The sequence below is a fragment of the Pseudogemmobacter blasticus genome (genome assembly GCF_003071405.1).
GTDB lineage: Bacteria > Pseudomonadota > Alphaproteobacteria > Rhodobacterales > Rhodobacteraceae > Pseudogemmobacter > Pseudogemmobacter blasticus.
In genome coordinates this window covers 2,111,946-2,132,589 of the sequence record NZ_CP020470.1, presented here as the reverse complement: position 1 = coordinate 2,132,589, position 20,644 = coordinate 2,111,946, and the positions used below count along the sequence as shown (strand labels likewise).

The window sequence follows — 20,644 nt, the reverse complement described above, 5'->3', positions numbered from 1 at the left end:
TGTCTAAGCCGATGATCCAGGCCGCCGATCTTCCCGAGACGATCCCCGTCTTTCCGCTGCCCGGGGCGCTGCTGTTGCCCCGGGCGCGGCTTCCCCTGCACATTTTCGAGCCGCGCTATCTGGCGATGGTCGAGGACGCGCTGAAATCGCGCACCCGGCTGATCGGAATGATCTGCCCGCGCGAAACCCCGAATGGGGAAAAGCGCCTGAACGCCATTGGATGCGCCGGCCGGATCACCGGCTTTTCCGAAACCGAGGATGGCCGCTACATGATCACCCTTTCGGGGATCTCGCGGTTTCGCGTGAAGGAAGAGGTGCAGGGCTTTACCCCCTATCGCCGCTGCGCGGTGGACTGGGCACCCTTCTCCCGCGACCTTGGCCTTGCCGAGACCGACCAGGGGTTCGACAGGTCTGAATTCCTGCAGATCCTTGGCCGCTACTTCGCTTCGCAGAAGCTGTCCTCCGATTGGGACAGCCTCAAGGAGGCCGAGCCCGAGCTGCTGGTGAACGCCATCTCGATGCTTTGCCCCTTTTCGCCCGAAGACAAACAGGCCCTGCTTGAAGCCCCCAGCCTGACAACCCGGCGTGAGACGCTTGTCACCCTGATCGAATTCGCGCTGCGCGGCGGTTCGGCCGAGGATCTGATCCAGTAACCCTGCGCCAACGCCGCCGACCCTGAAAGGACCACCCCATGACTGACACCGTGACCGCTGACCGCCGGATGCTGGAATCGCTTGTCTGCCCGCTGACCCATGCCGTGCTGACCTACGATGCCGAACGCCAGGAACTGGTCTCGAAAGCCGCACATCTGGCCTTTCCGATCCGCGACGGTATTCCGGTGATGCTGGTCAGCGAGGCGCGTCAGATCGGCTGATCGGCGCGCATTGCGGCGGCCTGTTCACGGCGTCTGCTATTGGGGAAGCCTTGGGAAGAATGGTGCCGCTGAAGGGACTCGAACCCCCGACCCCATCATTACGAATGACGTGCTCTACCAGCTGAGCTACAGCGGCATTCTTCCCTGTGAACCGGCGGAGGGCGCCGGTTCGGGCTGGCTCTTAGCACCCGTTGCGGGGCGTGTGTAGCCCTAATTTGAACGACGAACGATGTCTTCAGGCGGCAGGATCACCGCATCGTCGCTGGCATCGGGGATCAGGGCGGCTTCGGGCGGCAGGCCCACCAGCAGCGGCGACAGGTCAGCCGAGGCGGCGGTCTGGGATTGCCGCGTGGCAACGGGTTCGCGCCAGGTCAGCGTATCGAACCCGCCGCAGGAACTGCAGACCGGATTCCATTCCGATTGCACGCCCTGACAGGTGTCACAGCACCATTGCGGCCCGCGCGATGCGGTCAGCGCCCGCGCCAGGATGCTGCGCACGGTCAGGTCATCGGCGCCGGTTCCGCGTTCCACGGCGGCCAGAATCGCCAGTGTCCGCTGCGTGGGGTGCGTCTCGGCCAGATCGCCCAGAACCTTGCGCGCGGCCTTGAAATCTTCGGCCAGCAGCAGAAGCTCGGCATTGGTCAGCCGGGTTTCCTCATTCTCGGGGCGTGAGGACAGCAGCGGCTTGAAGCGGCGCATCCGGGCGCCGGGGGATTCATCGGGTTCGATGGCGGCAAAGGCGGCGGCCAGATCGGGGTGCGGCTGGGCGTCCCAGGCCTTGCGCAGCACACGGGCGGCGCCCTTCTTGTCGCCCTTTTCAACCAGCGCCCGCGACGCGATGACGGCGGCGGGAATCAGGTCGGGCGACATCTTGTTCGCCTCGATCGCGGCTTCGCGGGCCTCGATCGTGCTGCCTTCGTCCAGCACCACCTTGGCTTCTTGCAGTGCCAGAAGGGCATCGCGGCGGCGATAGACACTGCGGGGCAGTTCCCCCGTCTTCAGCTTTTCGGACAACGTGGCGCGGGCGCCTTTCCAATCGGCCTTTTCGGTTTGCAGCTTCAGCAGCACGTCCTGCGTTTCGGCATGACGTGGCCGCAGCGCCAGCGCCTTCTCTGCCAGCTTCAGCGCCGTGTCGGTATCGCCCGACACCAGCTTCTGCTTCATCAGGCCGCGCACGGCGACGAAGCGGGTCTTTTCCGATGACAGAAGCGCCCGATAGGCGGCCATCGCGGTCTTGCCGTCCCCCGCCGCCTCGGCCGCCTGCGCGGTGAGGAGGGTGGTCAGTTCGGGCTTCTTCAGCAGTTTCTCGGCGGTCTTGGCCCGGCTTAGCGCCAGCGACGGTTCGCCCGAGGCCAGCGCGACCATTCCTTCGGTCAGCGCGGTGAAGCCGCGGCGTTCGCGGCTGCGGTCGAAATAGCGCGAGATGGCGGTTTCATCGCCGTTCAGGAAGCGGAACACCGCCCCCAGGAAGGCTGCCACCTTGAGCAGCACCCAAACCGCCACCACCAGCAGCACGGCGGCAATCGCGGCTTGCAATGGGCCGAAGGTGAATTCCTGCCCGAAGACCCAAAGGCGAACCTCGCCCCCGGTGTCCGAAAGCGTTCCGGCCAGAAAGGCCAGCCCCGCGATGGCCGCGAGGAAGATGACAACCTTGGCAAGAGACCAGAGCATCTGTTTCTCCTCAGGGCAATTTCAGGGTTGTCAGGGCATCGGTCGCGGCCAGATGGTCGCGGGCCAGTGCCACCCAATCAGCCATGGCGGCCTGGCCTTCGGGCGGCAGCGCGGCAAGTTCGGTCAGCGCATCTGCAACCTTGCCTTGCCGCAGCGCGCCTTCGGCCCGTGACAGCACGGCGTCGGGATCGTTGCCTTCGCGCGGGCTCAGAGACCGGGCGCCGGTCTGCACCCGGAGGAAGGACCAGAGCCGATCACCCAGCCCCTCACCCGCCTGTGCCCGCAGCGAAGCCTCCAGCGCCGCGCGGGCCGGGTCTGCGAACCCTTCGGTCAGGGATGCAATCGTCGGAAGCCCGGTTTCCGCATATTTAGAGACGATTTCCGACACCTGAACCTGTTCAAGCGCGGCCAGTTCACGCGCATAGGGCACGCCACTTTCTGCCGCCTGCCGCAGCGAGGACAGTGCGGTAGCCTGTGCTGCGGCCTGTTCCGCCGCGGCCTGTTCGGCGCGGATGCGTTCAGAGTTCGCCGCCTCCCAGGCGGCAAGTTCTTCCTTGGCAACCTGACGCAGGGCTTCGGGGTCGGCAGTTTCGGCCGGCTTGGCCTTCAGCGCCGCCACCTCGGCCTTCATGGTTTCCAATGCCGCGGTCAGGCTGGCAATCGAGGCTTGCGAAACGCTTCCGTCTGATGCCTGTCCTGCCGCCGCAAGCGCGGTTTCCAGCGCGCCAACGCGCTTGGTCAGCACGGCAAGCTGATCGGGCAAGGCGGTTGCCGTTTCGGCGGTGGCGGAGACCCGGCCGTCAAGCGCGGCGGTGGCGGTTGAGGCTTCGGTGCGCGCCGCCGCAATCGCGCTGTCCAGCGCTCCGGTCCGGTCGGTCAGATCGGTTCGCAGCGCGCCGATATCGGCGGCCAGTTTATCGAGTTGCGCCCTGACCGCGCCATCGTCGGCCGAGGGCCGCAGTTTCAGCACATCAAAATGCGACAGGCCGAAGCCGATGCCTGCGGCAAGTGCGCCCCCCAAAAGCGGCGCGATGAATCCAGCTTTTCGGGCTGGTGGCGCTGCTTTCTCCTTGGGGGGAGGGGGCGGTTCCGGCTTCTGCTCGGGCTCGGGCGAAACTTCCGGGCCGGCTTCCGGGATCGTAAGATCGTCATTGGGCATAGGACTGTATCCCCGGACTGGGCTGGTCACAGACTAACCGCTTGCCGTTGCAACCTTCAAGGCACCCGTGGCGAGATCACGCGGGAGATCGCCGCAATCATTGCGTGTGAATCGGGGCGATCCGCAACCGCTGCCGCGCTGGCCAGGTTGCCGGTCAGCGCCTGCGCGACATTGCTGCTCATCGCCACCGGCACCAGCCTGGCGCCAGTGTTTTCAGGCAATGCCTGCTGGAACAAGCGTGCTGTCCGGGGTGAAAACAGCGGCACGATCACCTGGCCGGGTGCCCCGATCACGGCCAGCGCTTCGGCCGAAAGGGCCAGTGCCCGCTGGGCATAGACCACCGCTTCGGTCACAGGGCGGCCCTGCAGCAGCGACAACAAGTCGCCGGCCCGATCCTGCCCGTGCAGATAAAGAAGCGGCCCTTTGTCGGGCTGCGAGAGAATCAGCGACGCCAGATCCTGCACGGCGCCGGCCGCCGATTCTGCCACGAAGCCCGCCGCGGTTGCGGCGGCGGCGGTCCGGTCGCCCACGCAGTAGGCCAGCGAAGGCAGGGCCCAGCCCTGGCCGCGCAACCGGACGGCGGCCCGCACGCCCGGCTCGGACGTGAGCACAACGGCCGCAAAATGGCCGGGGGGCCGGTCGGGTGTCAGCGCGACTTCTTCCATCAGCGGGCAGCACAATGGTGCTACCGCCCCGCCCAGAGCAGCCGTAAGTTCGGCGGCAAACCGTGTGGCTTGCGGCTCGGGTCGGGTGATCAACACCGGGATTGCGGATTGTCTGGCCATGCACCCGATGTTACCTGCGGGGAACAGGGGGCCACAAGCGCGACACATGGACCACGGGCTGACTTTCCTTGGCATCGAGACAAGCTGCGACGATACCGCCGCCGCGGTGGTGCGGCGGCTGCCCGATGGCGGGGCGCTGATCCTGTCCTCGGTCGTGGAGGGCCAGACCGAACTGCACGCGGCCTTTGGTGGCGTGGTGCCGGAAATCGCCGCACGCGCCCACGCGGAAAAGATCGACCACGCGGTTGAGGCCGCGCTTTCTGCCGCTTCGGTCTCGCTGGCCGATCTGGACGGCATTGCCGTGACCGCGGGGCCGGGGCTGATTGGCGGGCTGCTGTCCGGGCTGATGCTGGCCAAGGGGTTGGCCGCGGCCACGGGCCTGCCCATGGTCGGGGTGAACCATCTGGCAGGCCATGCGCTGACCCCCCGGCTGACCGATGCGGTTGCCTATCCCTATCTGATGCTGCTGGTTTCGGGCGGGCATTGCCAGTTTCTTGCGGTTGAGGGGCCTGAGACATTTCATCGCCTTGGCAGCACCATCGACGATGCGCCGGGCGAGGCGTTTGACAAGATCGCCAAACTTCTGGCCCTGCAGCAGCCCGGCGGGCCGCATGTCGAACGCGAAGCGGCGCTGGGTGACGTGGCCCGCTTCCGCTTTCCCCGCCCGCTGCTGGACCGGCCGGGGTGCGACCTGTCTTTCAGCGGGCTGAAGACCGCCGTCCTGCGCGCGCGGGATGAGATCATCGCGCACAAGGGCGGGCTGACCGTGCAGGACCGCCGCGATCTGTGCGCCGGGTTCCAGGCGGCGGTGGCGGATGTTCTGGCCGAAAAGACCCGCCGCGCGCTGGCGGCCTTTCCGGCGCCGGTCATTGCCGTGGCGGGCGGTGTCGCCGCAAACGGGGCGATCCGTGCCCGGTTGCAGGCGGTGGCCGATCAGGCCGGGGCGCGGTTTCTGGCGCCGCCCCTGAAACTGTGTACCGACAATGCCGCCATGATCGCCTGGGCCGGGATCGAGCGGCACCTGGCCGGCGGGGTGGACGATGCAACGCTGTCCGTGCGGTCGCGCTGGCCGCTGGATGCGGCGGCGGCACCGCTGATCGGTTCGGGCAAGCGGGGGGCCAAGGCATGATCGGGGTGGCCGGCGCAGGCGCGTTCGGAACGGCGCTGGCCGTGGCCTTTGCCCGCGAGGGGTTGCCGGTTCGGCTGTGGGGCCGCGATCCCGGCCTTGCGACGCGCCGCGAAAGCCCGCGCCTGCCGGGTGTGACCCTGCCGCCGAGGATTGAGGTGGTCGAAACCGTCTCTGATCTTGCCAAAAACGGCCCTGTCCTGCTGGCCATGCCGATGCAGGCGCTGCGTGAATTTCTGGCGGCCGAGGGGCAGCCGCTGTTGGCCTCGGATCTGGTGGCCTGCTGCAAGGGCATTGACCTGACCACCCTGCAAGGCCCGGCCGAGGTGATCGAGGCTGCGGGCGCGCGCGGCGCACGGGCGGTGCTGACCGGCCCCAGCTTTGCCGCCGACATTGCCCGCGGCCTGCCCACCGCCCTGACGCTGGCCTGCGCCGGCCCGCAGGCGCAGGCGATTCAAGAGGCGCTGTCGACCGCCACGCTGCGCATCTACCGCACCGAAGATGTGGTTGGGGCCGAACTGGGGGGCGCGTTGAAGAACGTGATCGCCATCGCCGCCGGTGTGGTGATCGGCGCCGGCCTGGGCGACAGCGCCCGCGCCGCGCTGGTGACCCGTGGCTATGCCGAGATGGGGCGCTTTGCCCTGGCGCTTGGCGCGCGGGCGGAAACGCTGGCCGGGCTGTCGGGGCTGGGCGATCTGCTGCTGACCTGCACCTCGGCCCAGTCGCGGAACTTTGCCCATGGCGTGGCGCTTGGCGCGGGCCGGGTGCCGCCGCAGGCCACGGTCGAGGGCGTGGCCACGGCGCGGGCCGCTGTCCGGCTGGCCGGGGCGCGGGGAATCGACATGCCGGTCGCGGCCATGGTGGCGCGGCTGGTGGCAGGCGAAATCGGGGTGGCAGAGGCGGTCAAGGCGCTGATGTCCCGCCCGCTGAAACAGGAGTGAACCCATGCGCGTGGCATTGATCTGCATCGACAAGCCGGGGCACCTTGAGGTGCGCAAGGCCAACCGTGACGCCCATCTGGCCTATATCGAGGCCAGCGGCGTGGTTGAAATGGCCGGCCCGTTCCTTTCGCCGACAGGCGAGATGGTCGGGTCTTTGGTCATTCTCGACGTTGGCCGGCTGAGCGACGGCGAGGATTGGGCGGCGGCAGATCCCTATGCGATGGCCGGCCTGTTCCAAAGCGTGGAAATCCGGGAATGGAAGAAGGTGATCGGGTGAACCGCTGGCTGTTCAAATCCGAGCCCGACACCTGGAGCTGGGACCAGCAGGTCGCCAAAGGTGCCGAGGGCGAGGAATGGCACGGCGTTCGCAACTATCAGGCCCGCAACAACATGCGGGCCATGAAGGTGGGCGACCTGGGGTTCTTCTACCACTCGAACATTGGGAAAGAGATCGTCGGCATTGTCGAGGTCTGTCGCGAAAGCCAACCCGACAGCACCACAGATGATCCCCGGTGGGATTGTGTGATGATCCGCGCCGTCCGGCCGTTACTGCGCCCGGTCACGCTGGAAGACTGCAAGGTTGCGCCGGGGCTTGAGGCGATGGTGCTGGTCAACAGCAGCCGTCTGTCGGTGCAGCCAGTCAGCCCCCGGGAATGGGAGATTGTCTGCCGGATGGGCGGGGTTGACCCCTGACGCGGCGACAGGCGGAAGCGGAGGGTCCGCACCCCTGCGGAACCCTCCATCCACCCCACATGTGCCCCGAACGTCGCATGTGATCTGACAAGGTTTCGGACGGTTCTGCCCAAGGCCTGAACCTTGCCGCAGGGCAAGCCTGCACCGCAACCGAAAAGCCGCGGGCATTTTAGGCGATGCCGGTCAGTGGCGGGTGTCGGGCAGGAAGAACGCGGCCAGCCCCAGAAGGGGCAGGAAGGCGCAGATGCGGTAGACGGCGACGATGCCCCAATGATCGGCCAGAACGCCCAGCAGGGCGGCCCCGATGGCGGCGATGCCGAAGGCCACGCCAAACATCATTCCGGCCACCATGCCGGTCCGCAGGGGCATCAGATCCTGCGCATAGACAACCATTGCCGGGAAGGCCGAGGCCAGCACAAGCCCCGCCAGTGCCGCGCACAGGATCGAGGGAACCAGCGGCAGCCAGGGCAGGGCCAGCGCCAGCGGCAGGATGCCAAGGATGGACCACAGGATCACCCGGCGGCGACCGATGCGGTCTCCGATCGGGCCACCGATGATGGTGCCGGCTGCCACCGCGGCCAGGAAAACGAAAAGGCAAAGGTTGGCCTGCGCCTTGGTCAAGGCGAAGTGCTCGATCAGATAGAAGGTGTAGTAGCTGGAGAAGCTGACCGAATAGACGAACTTCGAGACCATCAGCACGACCAGCAATGTCATGCCCCGGCGGACGGTGCCAGGGTCTGGGGCCGTTGCGGCAGCGCGGGCCTTGCGATGGGCGGCGCGGCTGGCCCCGACCGACTGATACCAGCGGCCGATGGCATAAAGCACCAGCATCCCCGCCAGGGCCACGGCGGCGAACCATTCAATCGAAAGCTGGCCACGCTCCAGCACGATGAAGGCGGCGGCAAGCGGGCCAAGGGCCGAACCGGCATTGCCGCCAACCTGAAACACCGATTGCGCGAAGCCGGGGCGCATACCGGCCGCCAGCCGGGCAATGCGAGAGGCTTCGGGATGGAAGATCGCCGAGCCCAGCCCGATCAGCGCAACGGAACACAACACCATGGCGAAACTGGCGGCATGGGCCAGCAGGACAAGGCCCGCGCCGGTTGAGGCCATACCGGCCGACAGCGCATAGGGCAGCGGACGGCGGTCGGTGTATAGCCCGACCAGCGGTTGCAGGATCGAGGCCGTGCCCTGAAAGACCAGCGTGATCAGCCCGATCTGCGTGAAGCTGAGCGCGAGGTTGTCCTTGAGCAGCGGATAGGCTGCCGGGATCAGCGACTGCATCAGGTCATTCAGGAAATGCCCCAGCGACACGCCCAGAATGACCGGAACGACGGTGGTCTCGTGCGGGGCGGTCCGGGATTGCAGGGTCATGGCGGGCCTTCAGACAGGAAACGGGCGGCACCTTGGCCGCCCGTTCCGCGATTGGCAATCGCTGCTGCGTGAATACAGCTTATTTGTAAATGGCTTCCTTGCCGAAATGCTTGACCAGCATGTAGTAGAACGGCGCGCGATACTTGTTGCGCTCGGACTTGCCGTAGGTTTCCACCACGGCCTTGATGCCTTCCATCAGCGCCGGGCTGTCGGACAGGCCAAGTTTCTTGATCAGGAAGTTGTTCTTGATCCGCTCCAGCTCTTCGGGGTCGGAGGCGGCAACAGTCTGGGCGTCGTTGTCATAGATCGACGGGCCGCAGCCGATTGTAACCTTGGTGAGAAGGTCCATATCCGGCGTCATCTTGCACTTGTTCTTCAGATCGTCTGCGTATTTCGCAATAAGTTCGTCTCTTTTACCCATCTTACACTCTCCCATGGCGCGTTCGCGCGCCAGTTTGTCACCAACAAATCGGATAGCAAGGCCATACCGTCCGGCGATAGGGGAAAATTCCGGGGGCCGTGTCAACACCGGCCCCCGGAAATGCGGCACAACCGGGCGTCAGAACCGGATTTCACCGCCGATATAGGCCGACCGGCCGGGGCCGGAACTGTCGGTCGCCGCCCAGGGGGTGTAAAGTTCGTCGGTGAGGTTCGACACCTTGGCGTTGACCGAGAAATTCTCGGCCACGTCATAGCTGGCGAAGATGTCGATGGTCTTGTACGAGCCGCGGTTCGTATCGGTTTCAAAGGCAATCGCGGCCGGGCCGTTGCTGTTGTAGACCAGCGTGGTCCCCACCGTCAGCGCGCCATCCAGGAAGTGGCCGGCCAGCGTGGCGCTGATTGCGTTCTCGGGTTGCAGGCGGCCGCCCCCGTAAGACCCCTTGCTGTGTGCCCAGGCCAGGATGGCCGAGAAGCGGTCGGATTCGTAACCCAGCTCCAGCTCAAGCCCGCGGGTGCGGACGGTTTCGTCGATGTTGACAAACTGCATACCGGCGCCACCGGCGGTGGTCTGGGCGATGATGAAGTTGTCGACATCAAGGTCGAAATAATTGATCCGGGCCTTGAGCGCGTCATCGGCACGGAAGATGCCGTCGCGGGTGATGTTCACGCCAACCTCGTAGCCTTCCGAAACCTCGGGTTCGAGGGCAAGGTTGCCGATATAGCCGAAGCCGTGAATCGACGGATCGCCGCCGCCAAGGAAGGTTTCCTGCGCCGTGGGCGCGCGGGTGCTGCGATAGACCGAAACATAGGGCTGGAAGGTGTCGTTGATGCTGTAGGCCAGTGACAGCTTGGGGTCGAACGAGCTGTGCGAGACCTTGAAATACTCGCTGCCGACGGTGGTATCGAGATCATAGTCGGAATAGCGGAACCCCAGCATCACCTCGAACGGGCCGTTGGTGAAGGTGTTTTCCGAAAAGACTGCGGCGCGGTCGGTGTTTCCTCGCACCGGGTTCACCCCGGTCAGAGATCCCGAGCCGTTCTGCTGGCCACCCAGCTTGTCGCGCGAGATCTCGAAGCCGTTGGTCGAGGTCAGGGTCCAGTCACCCAGGGCCGCGGTCGAGACGTTCTTGACATCAAGCCCAAGCGTCTCGGTCTCCATCACCCGGCCAAGGGCCGAGCCGAAGCCGGAAACGTGCCGGTGGGTGGTGGTGCCGGAATAGAGGTTGCCGGTCAGGTTGATCAGGTCGCCGGTCGAATAGGTGAAGCCCAGGCTGTAGATGTCATTGCTGACTTCATGATTGTAGGCCGCAAGTGTGACGGGCGGCATACCGGGGGCAAAGCTCATCCGATAGGCCGAGGCATAGTCGGTGTCGTAGGACATGGCCAGGAAGTTCACCTTCAGCGCATCCGACACCTGATAGGCGCCGCGCAGCATCAGCGAGCCGCCCTTTTGCGCCGTATCGTCCACCTTGTTGCCCGCCCCGTTCACATAGGCGTCAAGGTCGCGGCTGGAGGCGGCAAAGGCCAGTTCCAGCGGGCCGCGGACCATGCCCACGGCGGCCATGCCGGCAAAGCCTTCGCCGTTGTCGCCATAGCGTAGCCGGACCATGCCGCCGGTGCCTTCGCCATCGCGCACCAGATCGGTGGCGGTGATCATGCGGAAGTTGACGCTGCCGGTCAGGCCGCCCCCCGTCAGCGAAGCGCCCCGGGTGATGTCGATGGCCGACAGCAGCAGCGGATCGACATAGGCAAAACCGTCTGCGGTGTTGTGCGCCGTGAAGCGGAAGTTCTGCGGGACGCCTTCGATGGTGGTGCTCACGCGTGATCCGCCAAGACCGCGGATTGCCACCGCCACGCCTGCCTGGCCTGCGTTCATCAGGGTGCTGGCACCGGGTGTCTGGCGGACAACTTCATCCAGAGTGACGATGCCGCCGTGGCCGGTGATCGCATCGCCTTCCAGGGTTGAGCTGTTTTCACCGGCATAGACCGGGGTTCCGTCGGCGCTGTAGCCGATGATGATGCGGCCAAGGTGAAGCGGGGTTTCGGTCTCCTGCGCCAAAGCCGGCGCGGCAAACAGCACAAGGCCGGCAAGCGCGGCTGAAGCACGGTCGAGGGGGGATGTCATGGCTCCCAGTTCCTTCTGCGGGGCGCGCGTCATGCGCGCCGGTCCTGTCGGACGGGCCTGGCTGGAACAGGGCGCAAGATGCGTGGGCCAGCGGCAGCCGATCCGGGTTGATCCGGCTGCTGGCTGTCTTGGGGCGCGCGCGGGGCGCCCTGAACGCTGGCATGGGTGGGGGTTCCCTGCCGCAGCGGATGGGATGAGTCAACTATTTTTGTCGGGAATTATTTCGCCCTGTCTGCCGCTGTTGCGCAGAGGTGACAAAACGCACAAAGGGCGCCCGTGGGGGCGCCCTTTGCCTTGGCCGTTTTGGGCAAGGTATCAGTAGCGGTAATGGTCGGCCTTGAACGGGCCTTCGACATTCACGCCGATATAGGCGGCCTGATCGGGCTTCAGCTCGGTCAGCTTCACACCGATCTTCTTGAGATGCAGGCGCGCCACCTTTTCATCCAGCGCCTTGGGCAGGATATAGACGCCGGGGGCATAGTCCTTGCCTTTGGTGAACAGCTCGATCTGCGCCAGCACCTGGTTGGTGAAGCTGGCCGACATCACGAAGGACGGGTGGCCGGTGGCGTTGCCAAGGTTCAGCAGGCGGCCTTCGGACAGAAGGATGATGCGGCTGCCCGAGGGCATCTCGATCATGTCCACCTGGTCCTTGATGTTGGTCCACTTGTGGTTCTTCAGCGCGGCGACCTGAATTTCGTTGTCGAAGTGGCCGATGTTGCCGACGATGGCCATGTCCTTCATCGCGCGCATGTGCTCGATGCGGATCACGTCCTTGTTGCCGGTGGTGGTGATGAAGATGTCGGCGGTGGCGACTTCATCTTCCAGCAGGGTCACTTCATAGCCGTCCATCGCGGCCTGCAATGCGCAGATCGGATCGACTTCGGTCACCTTTACCCGGGCGCCCGCGCCGCGAAGCGAGGCGGCCGAGCCCTTGCCCACGTCGCCATAGCCGCAGACCACGGCGACCTTGCCAGCCATCATGGTGTCGGTGGCGCGGCGGATGCCGTCGACCAGCGATTCCTTGCAGCCGTACTTGTTGTCGAACTTGGACTTGGTGACCGAGTCGTTGACGTTGATCGCCGGGAAGGGCAGCAGGCCGCGCTTGTGCAGGTCGTACAGGCGATGGACACCGGTGGTGGTTTCCTCGCTGACGCCCTTGATCTCGGCGCGCTGCTTGGTGAACCAGCCGGGGCTGGCGGCCAGGCGTTTCCTGATCTGGTTGAACAGGCACACCTCTTCGTCCGAGGTGGGCACGGCGATCAGGTCGGTCTCGCCCGCTTCGACGCGGGCGCCCAGCAGGATGTACAGGGTCGCGTCCCCGCCGTCGTCGAGGATCATGTTGCACATGCCACCCTCACCGCCGAACTGGAAGATGCGGTCGGTGTAGTCCCAGTACTGCTCCAGCGTCTCGCCCTTGACGGCAAAGACGGGGGTGCCGCCCGCGGCGATGGCGGCGGCGGCGTGGTCCTGGGTCGAGAAGATGTTGCACGAGGCCCAGCGCACATCGGCGCCCAGCGCCTTGAGCGTTTCGATCAGCACGGCGGTCTGCACGGTCATGTGCAGCGACCCGGCGATGCGGGCGCCCTTCAACGGTTGCGACGGACCGAATTCCTCGCGGCAGGCCATCAGGCCCGGCATCTCGGTTTCGGCGATGGTCAGTTCCTTGCGGCCGAAGTCCGCAAGCGCGATGTCCTTGACGATGTAATCGGCCATGCCTGGTGCCGCTCCTGTAAAGTTCGATTTCGGTCCGCCCTTTATCATTCCCGACGGAAGTCGGCAATTGCCGGGCGGGTGCCGTATCGGCGCCATCCTCCACTTTGGGGCATTCTGGAGCATACCCCTGCCTTGTGCCGGGCCATGTTGCTGCGTTAGCTCTTGTCGAAACTCCCGCAGGGCGGGCCGGGTGCGGTGGCGCGGCAACCAGGAGGTGGCGGCATGTCGGCTGGACAGAAACTGCGCAAGGCGCTGGTGCTGTGTGTGGATCAGGCCTATGCGCCTTTCGCGTTGTTTCTTGTCAGCCAGATTGACCGGCTGAGCCCCGGACGGGATTTCGACATCTGCCTTGTCAGCGATGCCCGGCTGAATCTGCCCCCGGCCTTTGATGATCTGCGGTTGCGCCTGATCGGGCCGGTCGATGACCCGACCTATCTGGCACTGGAAAACAGCAATCTGCCACGATCTACCTACCTGCGCCTCTGGATGCCGTATCTGTTGGCGCAGGACTATGACCGGCTGGTCTATCTGGATGCCGACATGTTCGCCGAAGGCGGCGATTGGTCGGCCTTGTTCGAGGTGGATCTGCGGGGACAGGCGCTGGCAGCGGTGCGCGATGTGCAGCAGTGGCGCAAGCCGGATCGCAAGGTGTTTGAATTCGAGGCGGCGGGGCGCGATAGCAAACGCTATTTCAACGCCGGGCTGATGGTGATCAACCCGGCAGCCTTTGTCGGGCAAGATCTGCGCGACCGCTGCCTTGCGCTGGGGCAGGCACAGCCCGAACTTGCGCTGCATCATGACCAGTCGCTGCTGAATCTTGTGCTGGACGGCGCCTGGGCCGAGCTTTCTCCGGTGTGGAACTGGCAATGGCCGCTGAAGCAACCGCTGTTCACGGACTGGGCGGCGCCAAATCTGGTGCACTTCATCGGTCATCTGAAGCCCTGGAATGACGGGCGCGGTTTGTATCCGGCCCGTTTTCAGAAGGCCTATGCCTGCTTCATGGGGCGGCACTTCCCGGACGGGCCCCAGATCGTGACGCCAGAATCGTCGCTGCTGCGGTCGGGGCCGCGGACCCTGCGGATGGTGTTGCAGTGCCTGGCCTTCCGGCCTGCGCTGCTGCGCTACCTGGACCGCTTTTCCGATCCGCTGGCCACAGTCTGACACTGGCCATGTGGCGCGGGCGTGAGTATGACCAAGGGCAGAGCCCGCCCTGATCAACCGAAACGCCCCGGACCTGCCCGATGAAGAAACCCGCGCGTGCCTGGCAACGCATGCTGTCCGGCCGCAGGCTGGATCTGCTGGACCCGACCCCGGTGGACATCGAGGTTGAGGACATTGCGCATGGGCTGGCCTTTGTCGCGCGCTGGAACGGCCAGACGCGGGGCGATTGGGCCTATTCGGTGGCCGAACATTCGTTGCTGGTGGAAGAGCTGTTCACACGCGCAAATCCCGGGGTTGCGGCGCGCTGGCGATTGGCGGCGCTGCTGCACGATGCCCCGGAATATGTGATCGGCGACATGATCAGCCCGGTGAAGGCGGCAATCGGGCCCGACTATGGGGCATTGGATGAACGGCTGACGGCTGCGGTACACCTTCGGTTCGGACTGCCCGCTGCCTTGCCGGTGCCCATCAAGAAACAGATCAAGGCAGCCGACAAGGTTTCGGCCTGGCTTGAGGCGGTTCAGATCGCGGGCTTCACCATGGCCGAGGCCGACCGTTTCTTCGGCAAGCCCGATGCGGCGCTGGTGCGCGGCCTGACGATCCGGCTGCGTCCGCCCGCAGAGGTGCGGGCGGAATATGTGCAGCGTCATGCGGATTTGCTTTCTGCCTGCGGCTGACGGTCAGTCGCGGCCCCCGGTGGTGGCCATCCACCGGCGCAGCTTTTCGCGCTCCCGCTCGGGGTCCGTTCGCCGTGTCTGTTCATCGGGCCGCAGCAGATCGCCGCGCGTGGCGATGAGCAGGGCATCTGCGAAGAGTGATAACATGTCCTTCTCCTTTCACGCTTGTCTCTAGGGCCTTTTGTAAGCAACTCTGGGTCAACGTCCCACTCAGCAATTTTTCCATATTGTTAGGTTAGCTAACAGATGCCAGTCGCCTGGTCCCGCTTGCCCCCGCTGTCTGCGCTGCGTGCCTTTCATGCCGTGGCCGAAGGCGGCGGCTATTCGCAGGCAGCGCGGGCGCTGAACGTGACCCATGCCGCCGTAGCCCAGCAGGTGCGAACGCTTGAGGGATTGATGGGCGTGGCGCTGGTGATGCGGCACGGGCGCGGCATGGCCCTGACGGCCGAGGGCGCCGATCTGGCGCGGGCATTGTCTGATGGCTTTGGCACCATCCAGACCGGGGTTGAGGCGCTGAAAGCCGCAGGCGCGGCCCGCCCGGTGCGGATCACCCTGACGCCCAGCTTTGCATCACAATGGCTGATGCCCCGGCTCAAGGAATTCTGGAAGCTGCATCCCGACATTGCGCTGTCGCTGCACCCCGACGCCCGCGTTCTGGATCTGCGGCGTGACGGAATGGATATTGGCCTGCGCTATGGCAATGGCGATTGGCCCGGGGTGGAGGCCAGGTTTCTTGCTCCGGCGCGAATGGCCGTGGCCTGCGCGCCGGATTTGCTGTCGGGTCGAAAGACGCTGACGGTCGATGAAATGCAGCGCATGGACTGGCTGCTGACGCAGGATTGGCCAGAGCAGGAGAATTACCTGAAAAGTCTGGGCCTTGATCCGGCGCGCCTGAGCCGCACCGAATTTCCCGGTGAGGAATTGTCGCTTGCAGCGGCCCGGCAAGGATTGGGGCCGATTGTGGAAAGTCTGGCGCTTATGGAGGAAGATATCAGCACGGGAAGGCTTGTGCTGGTTCACGACAGCCGCACACAGTTGCCGGCCTATTTCGTGGTCACTCCGCCCGGGCCGCAACGATCTGCGGCGCGGGCGTTTCTCAAGTGGCTGTTTGCGGCAGCCTGACGATCAGATCGCCATGTCTTCGGGGCGCTTGCCCTTGGCCAAAGCCTCGGCGAACCAGCGCGGCTTGCGGCCGCGGCCCGTCCAGGTATCGGTCGGGTTGGCCGGATTGGCGTATTTTGCCGATGAAGGGGTGCGTTTGCGGGCGACCGGCGTTCCGGTCAGCTCTTCCAGGGAAAAGCCAAGTTCGCGGGCTTTTTCATGAAGTTCCGCAAGGGCCTTCTTCTTGACCCGATCTTCAAAGGACGCAATCGCCTTTGCGACCTGCGATTGAATGTCTTTCAGCTCTTTAAGCGAGAGCGAGTGAAAGTCAATACTCATACAAAAACCTCCCATGACGGCATCCCAGATGCGATATGACAGACAGAAAGCTGCTGCAATGGCAATAGTCTTATTTCGGGCTGCGCTTTGCCAGAATACGCTGCAGAGTTCTGCGGTGCATGTTCAGCCGGCGTGCCGTTTCGGAAACATTGCGATCGCACATTTCATAAACGCGCTGAATGTGTTCCCAGCGAACGCGGTCCGCCGACATCGGGTTTTCCGGCGGGGCGGGCAGGGTTTCGCCGCGGGCCAGAAGCGCGTTCATCACATCATTGGCATCGGCGGGCTTCGACAGGTAATCAATGGCGCCGATCTTGACGGCGGCCACCGCCGTGGCGATCGCGCCATAGCCCGTCAGCACCACGATGCGGCAGTCGGGCCGCCTTTCGCGCAGGAGTTCGACCACGTCCAGACCATTGCCGTCCTCAAGCCTAAGGTCGACAACCGCATAGGCCGGCGGGCGGTTTTGCGCGATCAGCTTTCCCGCGGCAACGCTTTCGGCGGTTTCGGGAAGAAAGCCCCGCTTCTCCATGGCCTTGGCCAGGCGCTTGACGAAAGGCTCGTCATCATCAACCAGAAGGAGCGACCGGTCCGCACCCAGTTCGGCTTGCATGTCTTCCGCCATTGACGAACATCCTCTCTAACGTGTGCGGACAAGCGTAAAGATAAAGCTCACAAGCGTCAATTTGACTGAGCGGCTGCCTCCAGGAAGCAGCGAACGCCTTGGGCCCGCTGTTCAGCAGGGGTGTCATGCTTGAAAAAATCCATAAAGCCAAGCCCCGGCAGGACGAGATAGGTGAAAGCCGAATGATCCACGAGATAAAATTCGGGATCGCCATCCTGCTTCTTGAAATAGGCGCGGTACGCCTTGGCGGCCGCCGCAACCTGTTCATCCGAGCCGGTCAGGCCGACCGCGCGTGGGTGGATGTTGCTTGCGAAGTCGCCAACCACCTTGGGCGTATCGCGGCCCGGGTCGACCGAGATGAACACGAGGTTCACCAATTGCCCCTCTTCTTCCAGAATATCGGCAGCTTCCGCGTTCAGCGACATGTCCAGCGGGCAGACATCCGGGCAGAAGGTATAGCCGAAATAAACCAGCGTCGGCGCCGTGATCACATCGGCATCGGTGACGGTCTTGCCGTCCTTGTCAACCAGGGTGAACGGCCCGCCGATATCGGCGGCGGACTGGCCCGCGCGGCATTGGGCGAAGGCATCCGTCGGCCTTGGCCAGAACGCGTAACCGGCCATCGCCCCAAGGGCGGCCACCGTCACGACCGCAGCCATACCCGCAAATACCTTTGACATTTCACGCTACTCCGATCGGACTTGCCATTGATCGCGCCACGGCGCGCCCTTAACAAGGGCAAAATCAGTCATACCGGTTGGGCGGACATGCAACAAGACGGCAGTCTGGGCTTTCACTCCGAGGAGGACCGCAGCAACTGGGTGCGCCTGCGCACGCTGATCCTGTTGCGCTGGATGGCGATTGCCGGCCAGTTGGCCGCCATCACCGTTGCGGACAGGTTCTTCGAACTGCAGTTGCCGCTGGGCCTGTGCTACCTTGCGGTTGGGACCTCGGTCATTGCGAACACGGTCTCGTCTTTCGTCTTTCCCGAAAGCAAGCGCCTGACCGAGTTCGAGGCGCTGCTGATGCTGCTGTTCGATCTGACGCAGTTGTCTTTCCTGATCCTGGTGACCGGCGGTCTGACAAACCCTTTCGCGCTGCTTATTCTGGCGCCCGTCACCATTTCCGCCAGCGCGCTGGGGTTGCGCACCACTCTCTTTTTGGGTGCAATGGCGGTGCTTTACATCTCGGTCACCGCCTTCGTGAATGTTCCGCTGCGAATGGCGGACGGCACGGAATTGACGGTGCCGCCAATTTTCGAATTCGGGTATTGGCTGGCAATCGTTGTCGGTATTGTCTTTCTGGGGCATTACTCGCGTCGTGTAGCCACCGAAATGCGCGCCATGGCAGATGCCCTGCTGGCAACGCAGATGGCCCTGTCACGCGAACAGAAGCTGACGGATCTGGGGGGGGTGGTGGCCGCCGCCGCGCATGAGCTTGGCACGCCTCTGGCGACGATCAAGCTGGTCAGCAGCGAGCTGATGCAGGATCTGGACCAGTCTTCCGAACAATATGAAGACGTACGGCTGATCCGTGAACAGGCCGACCGCTGCCGCGACATCCTGCGCAGCATGGGCCGGGCCGGAAAGGACGATCTGCAACTGCGCCAGGCCCCCCTGGGCGCCGTTCTGCGCGAGGCGGCGGAACCACATGCAGAACGCGGCAAGGAACTGATCTTCAACTTTCAGCCCGGGCCGGGCGGGGCAGACCGGCAGCCTACGGTGCTGCGCCGGCCGGAAATCATTCACGGGCTGCGCAACCTGATTCAGAACGCGGTGGATTTCGCGCGCACCACGGTCTGGGTTGATGCCGAGTGGACCGACCGCACCGTTCTTGTCCGCATTGTCGATGACGGGGAGGGGTATCCGCAGAACGTGATCGGCCGGATCGGCGATCCGTTCGTGCGGTCGCGCCGGTCTGAACAGGATCTCAGCAAGCGGCCCGAGTATGAAGGCATGGGGCTGGGCCTGTTCATCGCCAAGACCCTGCTGGAGCGGTCAGGTGCAACGCTGAGCTTTGCCAACGGGGCCGATCCCTTCCTTGCGCCGGAAGAGCGCCCTGAACGCTGTGGCGCCGTGGTCGAGGCGGTGTGGGCGACGACCAGCCTTCTGGCCTCGACCACACCGATCGGGGCGCAGAACGCCACGTTCGACCATTGATCCCGGCCCTGTAGGCCGAAACGCGGTTAACCGGCCGTTAACCGAGAGGGCTTTAGTCTGGCAGCGCCACCCTGCCGGAACGGGCCCATGCTGTTTGACTGGACGCTTGCCTTCGGAACACTGTTTGCTGCCGGCCTGATGGCCCTGGCGGCGGTTCTGATGGTGCAGGCCCTGTCGCGTCGGGGGCGGCAGGCGGTCAGCTCGATCTTTTCGCAGGCAACACCCGGCACGGTGCTGTTGTTCGATGGCGACCGGCTGGTTGATGCCACTCCTGCGGGGCGGGCCCTGGTGTCGGCGGGGCTGGCAGGCGGCAAGGCTTGGCTGCAGGCCATGGCCCGGCTTGAACCGCTGTTTCCGGGTCTGTCTCTACGGTTGGAGGGCCTGCCGCGCGAAGGCCGGTTTGTCCTTTGTTCGCGTCAGGACATCGAACCGCCGCTGGTGCTGCGCGCCGAAAGCCTGGGCGGGCTGACCCGGCTGACCCTTTCGGACAGTGACAGCGAACAGCGCAAGCCGGGCACCGAAGCCGCGGCCGAACTGGCCCTGCGCGACGAGGCCGAGACGATGCGGACCACGCTGACCCACGCACCCCTGCTGATCTGGCATTGCACTGGCGATGGTCAGGTGACCTGGGCCAACGGGGCCTATATCCAATGCGCGGTGAACCGGCTGGAACCCGGCGAAGATCTGGGCTGGCCCTTGCCCGCGCTGTTTCCCACCACCGCTGAAGACACCTCAACCCGGCGCAGCCTGCGCCTTGGCCATGATGATTACTGGTTTGACCTGTGTTCGGTCCCGCTTGAGGGGCGGGTGCTGCATTACGCGCAACCGGCAGACCGGCTGGTCAGGGCCGAGGTATCGTTGCGCGATTTCCAGCAGACACTGACCAAGACCTTTGCCCAGCTTCCCATCGGCCTGGCCATTTTCGACCGTGGCCGGGTGCTGCAGATCTTCAACCCCGCCCTGATTGACCTGACCGGGTTGCCGATCGAGTTTCTGGTCGCGCGACCAACGCTTTCCATGCTGCTGGACGCCATGCGCGAACGCGCTGTTTTGCCCGAGCCGAAAGATTACCGAAGCTGGCGCAAACAGATTTTCGATCTTGAGGAAGCCGCCGCGTCGGGCCTGTTTCAGGAAACCTGGTCGTTGCCCGACGGGCGGACGATGCGGGTGACAGGGCGGCCGCATCCCAATGACGGGCTGGCTTTCCTGTTCGAGGACATATCGTCCGAGACGGCGCGCAGCCGTCGTGACCGTGCCGATGTCGCGATGGGTCGTGCGGTGGTGGATGGGCTGGATCAGCCGGTGGTGGTGTTTGCGGCCGATGGCGGGGTGATCCTGTCGAACCGCGCCGCGATGCAGTTGTGGGGCGACCCTCCGCCGGGACTGGGCCTTGAGATGCAGGAGCCCGACGCCCTGGCCAACTGGCGGCGCCTGACAGCGCCTACGCTGTTGTGGAACGACCTGGCTGATTACATCCGCACCCTTGGCACCCGCGATCCTTGGGATGGTGAAGTGCGGCTCAAGGACGGCCGGCTGGTCGAATGTCGGGTGATGCCGCTGCCGGAAGGGGCGACCATGGTCAGTTTCCGGGTGATGCCGCCTGCCGCAGGCGATGCAGGTGCAGCGCAAGCCGTGATGGTCGCCTGACAGGGAACGACGGTCCGTCGGCATATCAGCCTT

At 64.8% G+C, this 20,644-nt stretch carries 22 protein-coding genes and 1 tRNA gene; 11 read left to right on the top strand and 12 right to left on the bottom strand.

Annotated features, from left to right (window positions below; genetic code table 11):
- Positions 1–11: 11 nt before the first annotated feature.
- Positions 12–653 carry an LON peptidase substrate-binding domain-containing protein gene (locus B6K69_RS10425; RefSeq protein ID WP_108643735.1) on the top strand — a complete coding sequence of 214 codons (642 nt, stop codon included), beginning with the start codon at positions 12–14 and terminating at the stop codon, positions 651–653.
- A 38-nt stretch (positions 654–691) separates the two neighbouring features.
- Positions 692–874 carry a Trm112 family protein gene (locus tag B6K69_RS10420; protein WP_108643734.1) on the top strand — a complete coding sequence of 61 codons (183 nt, stop codon included), beginning with the start codon at positions 692–694 and terminating at the stop codon, positions 872–874.
- Between the two features lie 60 nt (positions 875–934).
- Here B6K69_RS10420 and B6K69_RS10415 read toward each other — a convergent pair.
- The 4 genes from B6K69_RS10415 to B6K69_RS10400 all read right to left on the bottom strand — a co-directional run bounded on the left by B6K69_RS10415 (position 935) and on the right by B6K69_RS10400 (position 4,489).
- Positions 935–1,010: transfer RNA gene (locus B6K69_RS10415), tRNA-Thr, on the bottom strand.
- A 74-nt stretch (positions 1,011–1,084) separates the two neighbouring features.
- Positions 1,085–2,545 (bottom strand): heme biosynthesis protein HemY, encoded by a 1,461-nt coding sequence (locus B6K69_RS10410; protein WP_108643733.1) that lies wholly within the window; start codon positions 2,543–2,545, stop codon positions 1,085–1,087.
- Positions 2,546–2,555: 10 nt separating this feature from the next.
- Positions 2,556–3,566 (bottom strand): COG4223 family protein, encoded by a 1,011-nt coding sequence (locus tag B6K69_RS10405; protein WP_108643732.1) that lies wholly within the window; start codon positions 3,564–3,566, stop codon positions 2,556–2,558.
- Positions 3,567–3,760: 194 nt separating this feature from the next.
- The gene (locus B6K69_RS10400) at positions 3,761–4,489 is read right to left on the bottom strand and encodes a uroporphyrinogen-III synthase (RefSeq protein WP_164681935.1); all 729 of its coding nucleotides are present in this window, start codon (positions 4,487–4,489) and stop codon (positions 3,761–3,763) included.
- 46 nt (positions 4,490–4,535) lie between these two features.
- Between B6K69_RS10400 and tsaD the strand changes: the two genes are divergently transcribed.
- Genes tsaD through B6K69_RS10380 form a run of 4 tightly spaced genes read left to right on the top strand, consistent with a single transcriptional unit; the run spans position 4,536 to position 7,249 of the window.
- Positions 4,536–5,618, top strand: coding sequence for a tRNA (adenosine(37)-N6)-threonylcarbamoyltransferase complex transferase subunit TsaD (gene tsaD, locus B6K69_RS10395; protein ID WP_108643730.1), 1,083 nt, complete (start codon positions 4,536–4,538; stop codon positions 5,616–5,618).
- Entirely contained in the window at positions 5,615–6,556 is a 942-nt protein-coding gene (locus tag B6K69_RS10390) for an NAD(P)H-dependent glycerol-3-phosphate dehydrogenase (RefSeq protein ID WP_108643729.1), read from the top strand. Before tsaD ends, B6K69_RS10390 begins: the two co-directional genes overlap by 4 nt.
- Positions 6,557–6,560: 4 nt before the next feature.
- Positions 6,561–6,833: a YciI family protein gene (locus B6K69_RS10385; protein ID WP_108643728.1), complete on the top strand. Its 273-nt coding sequence runs from the start codon at positions 6,561–6,563 to the stop codon at positions 6,831–6,833.
- The gene (locus tag B6K69_RS10380; RefSeq protein WP_418259791.1) at positions 6,812–7,249 is read left to right on the top strand and encodes an EVE domain-containing protein; all 438 of its coding nucleotides are present in this window, start codon (positions 6,812–6,814) and stop codon (positions 7,247–7,249) included. The genes B6K69_RS10385 and B6K69_RS10380 overlap by 22 nt, the downstream gene beginning before the upstream one ends.
- Before the next feature lie 183 nt (positions 7,250–7,432).
- On the opposite strand, the gene B6K69_RS10375 is transcribed toward B6K69_RS10380, so the two are convergent.
- The 4 genes from B6K69_RS10375 to ahcY form a co-directional block, all read right to left on the bottom strand.
- Entirely contained in the window at positions 7,433–8,623 is a 1,191-nt protein-coding gene (locus B6K69_RS10375) for an MFS transporter (protein ID WP_108643727.1), read from the bottom strand.
- Between the two features lie 79 nt (positions 8,624–8,702).
- On the bottom strand, positions 8,703–9,044 hold the full coding sequence (locus tag B6K69_RS10370) for a DUF2853 family protein (protein WP_108643726.1): 342 nt from the start codon (positions 9,042–9,044) through the stop codon (positions 8,703–8,705).
- 138 nt (positions 9,045–9,182) lie between these two features.
- Positions 9,183–11,189: a TonB-dependent receptor domain-containing protein gene (locus B6K69_RS10365; protein WP_164681934.1), complete on the bottom strand. Its 2,007-nt coding sequence runs from the start codon at positions 11,187–11,189 to the stop codon at positions 9,183–9,185.
- Between the two features lie 315 nt (positions 11,190–11,504).
- Positions 11,505–12,902, bottom strand: coding sequence for an adenosylhomocysteinase (gene ahcY / locus B6K69_RS10360; protein ID WP_108643724.1), 1,398 nt, complete (start codon positions 12,900–12,902; stop codon positions 11,505–11,507).
- Between the two features lie 222 nt (positions 12,903–13,124).
- Here ahcY and B6K69_RS10355 point away from each other — a divergent pair, with 222 nt between their 5' ends.
- Positions 13,125–14,063, top strand: coding sequence for a glycosyltransferase family 8 protein (locus tag B6K69_RS10355; RefSeq protein ID WP_108643723.1), 939 nt, complete (start codon positions 13,125–13,127; stop codon positions 14,061–14,063).
- 80 nt (positions 14,064–14,143) lie between these two features.
- Positions 14,144–14,740, top strand: a complete 597-nt coding sequence (locus B6K69_RS10350; protein WP_108643722.1) for an HD domain-containing protein — start codon at positions 14,144–14,146, stop codon at positions 14,738–14,740.
- 3 nt (positions 14,741–14,743) lie between these two features.
- On the opposite strand, the gene B6K69_RS18190 is transcribed toward B6K69_RS10350, so the two are convergent.
- Positions 14,744–14,887 carry a hypothetical protein gene (locus B6K69_RS18190; protein ID WP_164681933.1) on the bottom strand — a complete coding sequence of 48 codons (144 nt, stop codon included), beginning with the start codon at positions 14,885–14,887 and terminating at the stop codon, positions 14,744–14,746.
- Positions 14,888–14,986: 99 nt separating this feature from the next.
- On the opposite strand from B6K69_RS18190, the gene B6K69_RS10345 reads away from it, so the two are divergent.
- On the top strand, positions 14,987–15,862 hold the full coding sequence (locus tag B6K69_RS10345) for a LysR family transcriptional regulator (RefSeq protein WP_108643721.1): 876 nt from the start codon (positions 14,987–14,989) through the stop codon (positions 15,860–15,862).
- A gap of 3 nt (positions 15,863–15,865) precedes the next feature.
- Here the strand turns inward: B6K69_RS10345 and B6K69_RS10340 are convergent, their stop codons facing one another.
- From B6K69_RS10340 to B6K69_RS10330, 3 genes are all read right to left on the bottom strand, one after another.
- Positions 15,866–16,180, bottom strand: a complete 315-nt coding sequence (locus B6K69_RS10340; RefSeq protein WP_108643720.1) for an H-NS histone family protein — start codon at positions 16,178–16,180, stop codon at positions 15,866–15,868.
- 70 nt (positions 16,181–16,250) lie between these two features.
- The gene (locus tag B6K69_RS10335) at positions 16,251–16,805 is read right to left on the bottom strand and encodes an ActR/PrrA/RegA family redox response regulator transcription factor (protein ID WP_107671749.1); all 555 of its coding nucleotides are present in this window, start codon (positions 16,803–16,805) and stop codon (positions 16,251–16,253) included.
- 56 nt (positions 16,806–16,861) lie between these two features.
- Positions 16,862–17,485, bottom strand: coding sequence for an SCO family protein (locus tag B6K69_RS10330; RefSeq protein ID WP_108643719.1), 624 nt, complete (start codon positions 17,483–17,485; stop codon positions 16,862–16,864).
- A gap of 87 nt (positions 17,486–17,572) precedes the next feature.
- On the opposite strand from B6K69_RS10330, the gene regB reads away from it, so the two are divergent.
- Positions 17,573–18,964, top strand: a complete 1,392-nt coding sequence (gene regB, locus B6K69_RS10325) for a sensor histidine kinase RegB (protein ID WP_107671751.1) — start codon at positions 17,573–17,575, stop codon at positions 18,962–18,964.
- Positions 18,965–19,051: 87 nt separating this feature from the next.
- Positions 19,052–20,611: a PAS-domain containing protein gene (locus tag B6K69_RS10320; RefSeq protein WP_108643718.1), complete on the top strand. Its 1,560-nt coding sequence runs from the start codon at positions 19,052–19,054 to the stop codon at positions 20,609–20,611.
- The last annotated feature ends 33 nt before the right edge of the window (positions 20,612–20,644 follow it).

Excerpts from the sequence above, each read along its gene's own strand:
- B6K69_RS10425 (WP_108643735.1), top strand. The coding sequence starts at position 12 with ATGATCCAGGCCGCCGATCTTCCCGAGACGATCCCCGTCTTTCCGCTG.
- B6K69_RS10420 (WP_108643734.1), top strand. The coding sequence starts at position 692 with ATGACTGACACCGTGACCGCTGACCGCCGGATGCTGGAATCGCTTGTC.
- B6K69_RS10410 (WP_108643733.1), bottom strand. The coding sequence starts at position 2,545 with ATGCTCTGGTCTCTTGCCAAGGTTGTCATCTTCCTCGCGGCCATCGCG.
- B6K69_RS10400 (WP_164681935.1), bottom strand. The coding sequence starts at position 4,489 with ATGGCCAGACAATCCGCAATCCCGGTGTTGATCACCCGACCCGAGCCG.
- tsaD (WP_108643730.1), top strand. The coding sequence starts at position 4,536 with ATGGACCACGGGCTGACTTTCCTTGGCATCGAGACAAGCTGCGACGAT.
- B6K69_RS10390 (WP_108643729.1), top strand. The coding sequence starts at position 5,615 with ATGATCGGGGTGGCCGGCGCAGGCGCGTTCGGAACGGCGCTGGCCGTG.
- B6K69_RS10385 (WP_108643728.1), top strand. The coding sequence starts at position 6,561 with ATGCGCGTGGCATTGATCTGCATCGACAAGCCGGGGCACCTTGAGGTG.
- B6K69_RS10380 (WP_418259791.1), top strand. The coding sequence starts at position 6,812 with ATGGAAGAAGGTGATCGGGTGAACCGCTGGCTGTTCAAATCCGAGCCC.
- B6K69_RS10375 (WP_108643727.1), bottom strand. The coding sequence starts at position 8,623 with ATGACCCTGCAATCCCGGACCGCCCCGCACGAGACCACCGTCGTTCCG.
- B6K69_RS10370 (WP_108643726.1), bottom strand. The coding sequence starts at position 9,044 with ATGGGTAAAAGAGACGAACTTATTGCGAAATACGCAGACGATCTGAAG.
- B6K69_RS10365 (WP_164681934.1), bottom strand. The coding sequence starts at position 11,189 with ATGACATCCCCCCTCGACCGTGCTTCAGCCGCGCTTGCCGGCCTTGTG.
- ahcY (WP_108643724.1), bottom strand. The coding sequence starts at position 12,902 with ATGGCCGATTACATCGTCAAGGACATCGCGCTTGCGGACTTCGGCCGC.
- B6K69_RS10355 (WP_108643723.1), top strand. The coding sequence starts at position 13,125 with ATGTCGGCTGGACAGAAACTGCGCAAGGCGCTGGTGCTGTGTGTGGAT.
- B6K69_RS10350 (WP_108643722.1), top strand. The coding sequence starts at position 14,144 with ATGAAGAAACCCGCGCGTGCCTGGCAACGCATGCTGTCCGGCCGCAGG.
- B6K69_RS18190 (WP_164681933.1), bottom strand. The coding sequence starts at position 14,887 with ATGTTATCACTCTTCGCAGATGCCCTGCTCATCGCCACGCGCGGCGAT.
- B6K69_RS10345 (WP_108643721.1), top strand. The coding sequence starts at position 14,987 with ATGCCAGTCGCCTGGTCCCGCTTGCCCCCGCTGTCTGCGCTGCGTGCC.
- B6K69_RS10340 (WP_108643720.1), bottom strand. The coding sequence starts at position 16,180 with ATGAGTATTGACTTTCACTCGCTCTCGCTTAAAGAGCTGAAAGACATT.
- B6K69_RS10335 (WP_107671749.1), bottom strand. The coding sequence starts at position 16,805 with ATGGCGGAAGACATGCAAGCCGAACTGGGTGCGGACCGGTCGCTCCTT.
- B6K69_RS10330 (WP_108643719.1), bottom strand. The coding sequence starts at position 17,485 with ATGTCAAAGGTATTTGCGGGTATGGCTGCGGTCGTGACGGTGGCCGCC.
- regB (WP_107671751.1), top strand. The coding sequence starts at position 17,573 with ATGCAACAAGACGGCAGTCTGGGCTTTCACTCCGAGGAGGACCGCAGC.
- B6K69_RS10320 (WP_108643718.1), top strand. The coding sequence starts at position 19,052 with ATGCTGTTTGACTGGACGCTTGCCTTCGGAACACTGTTTGCTGCCGGC.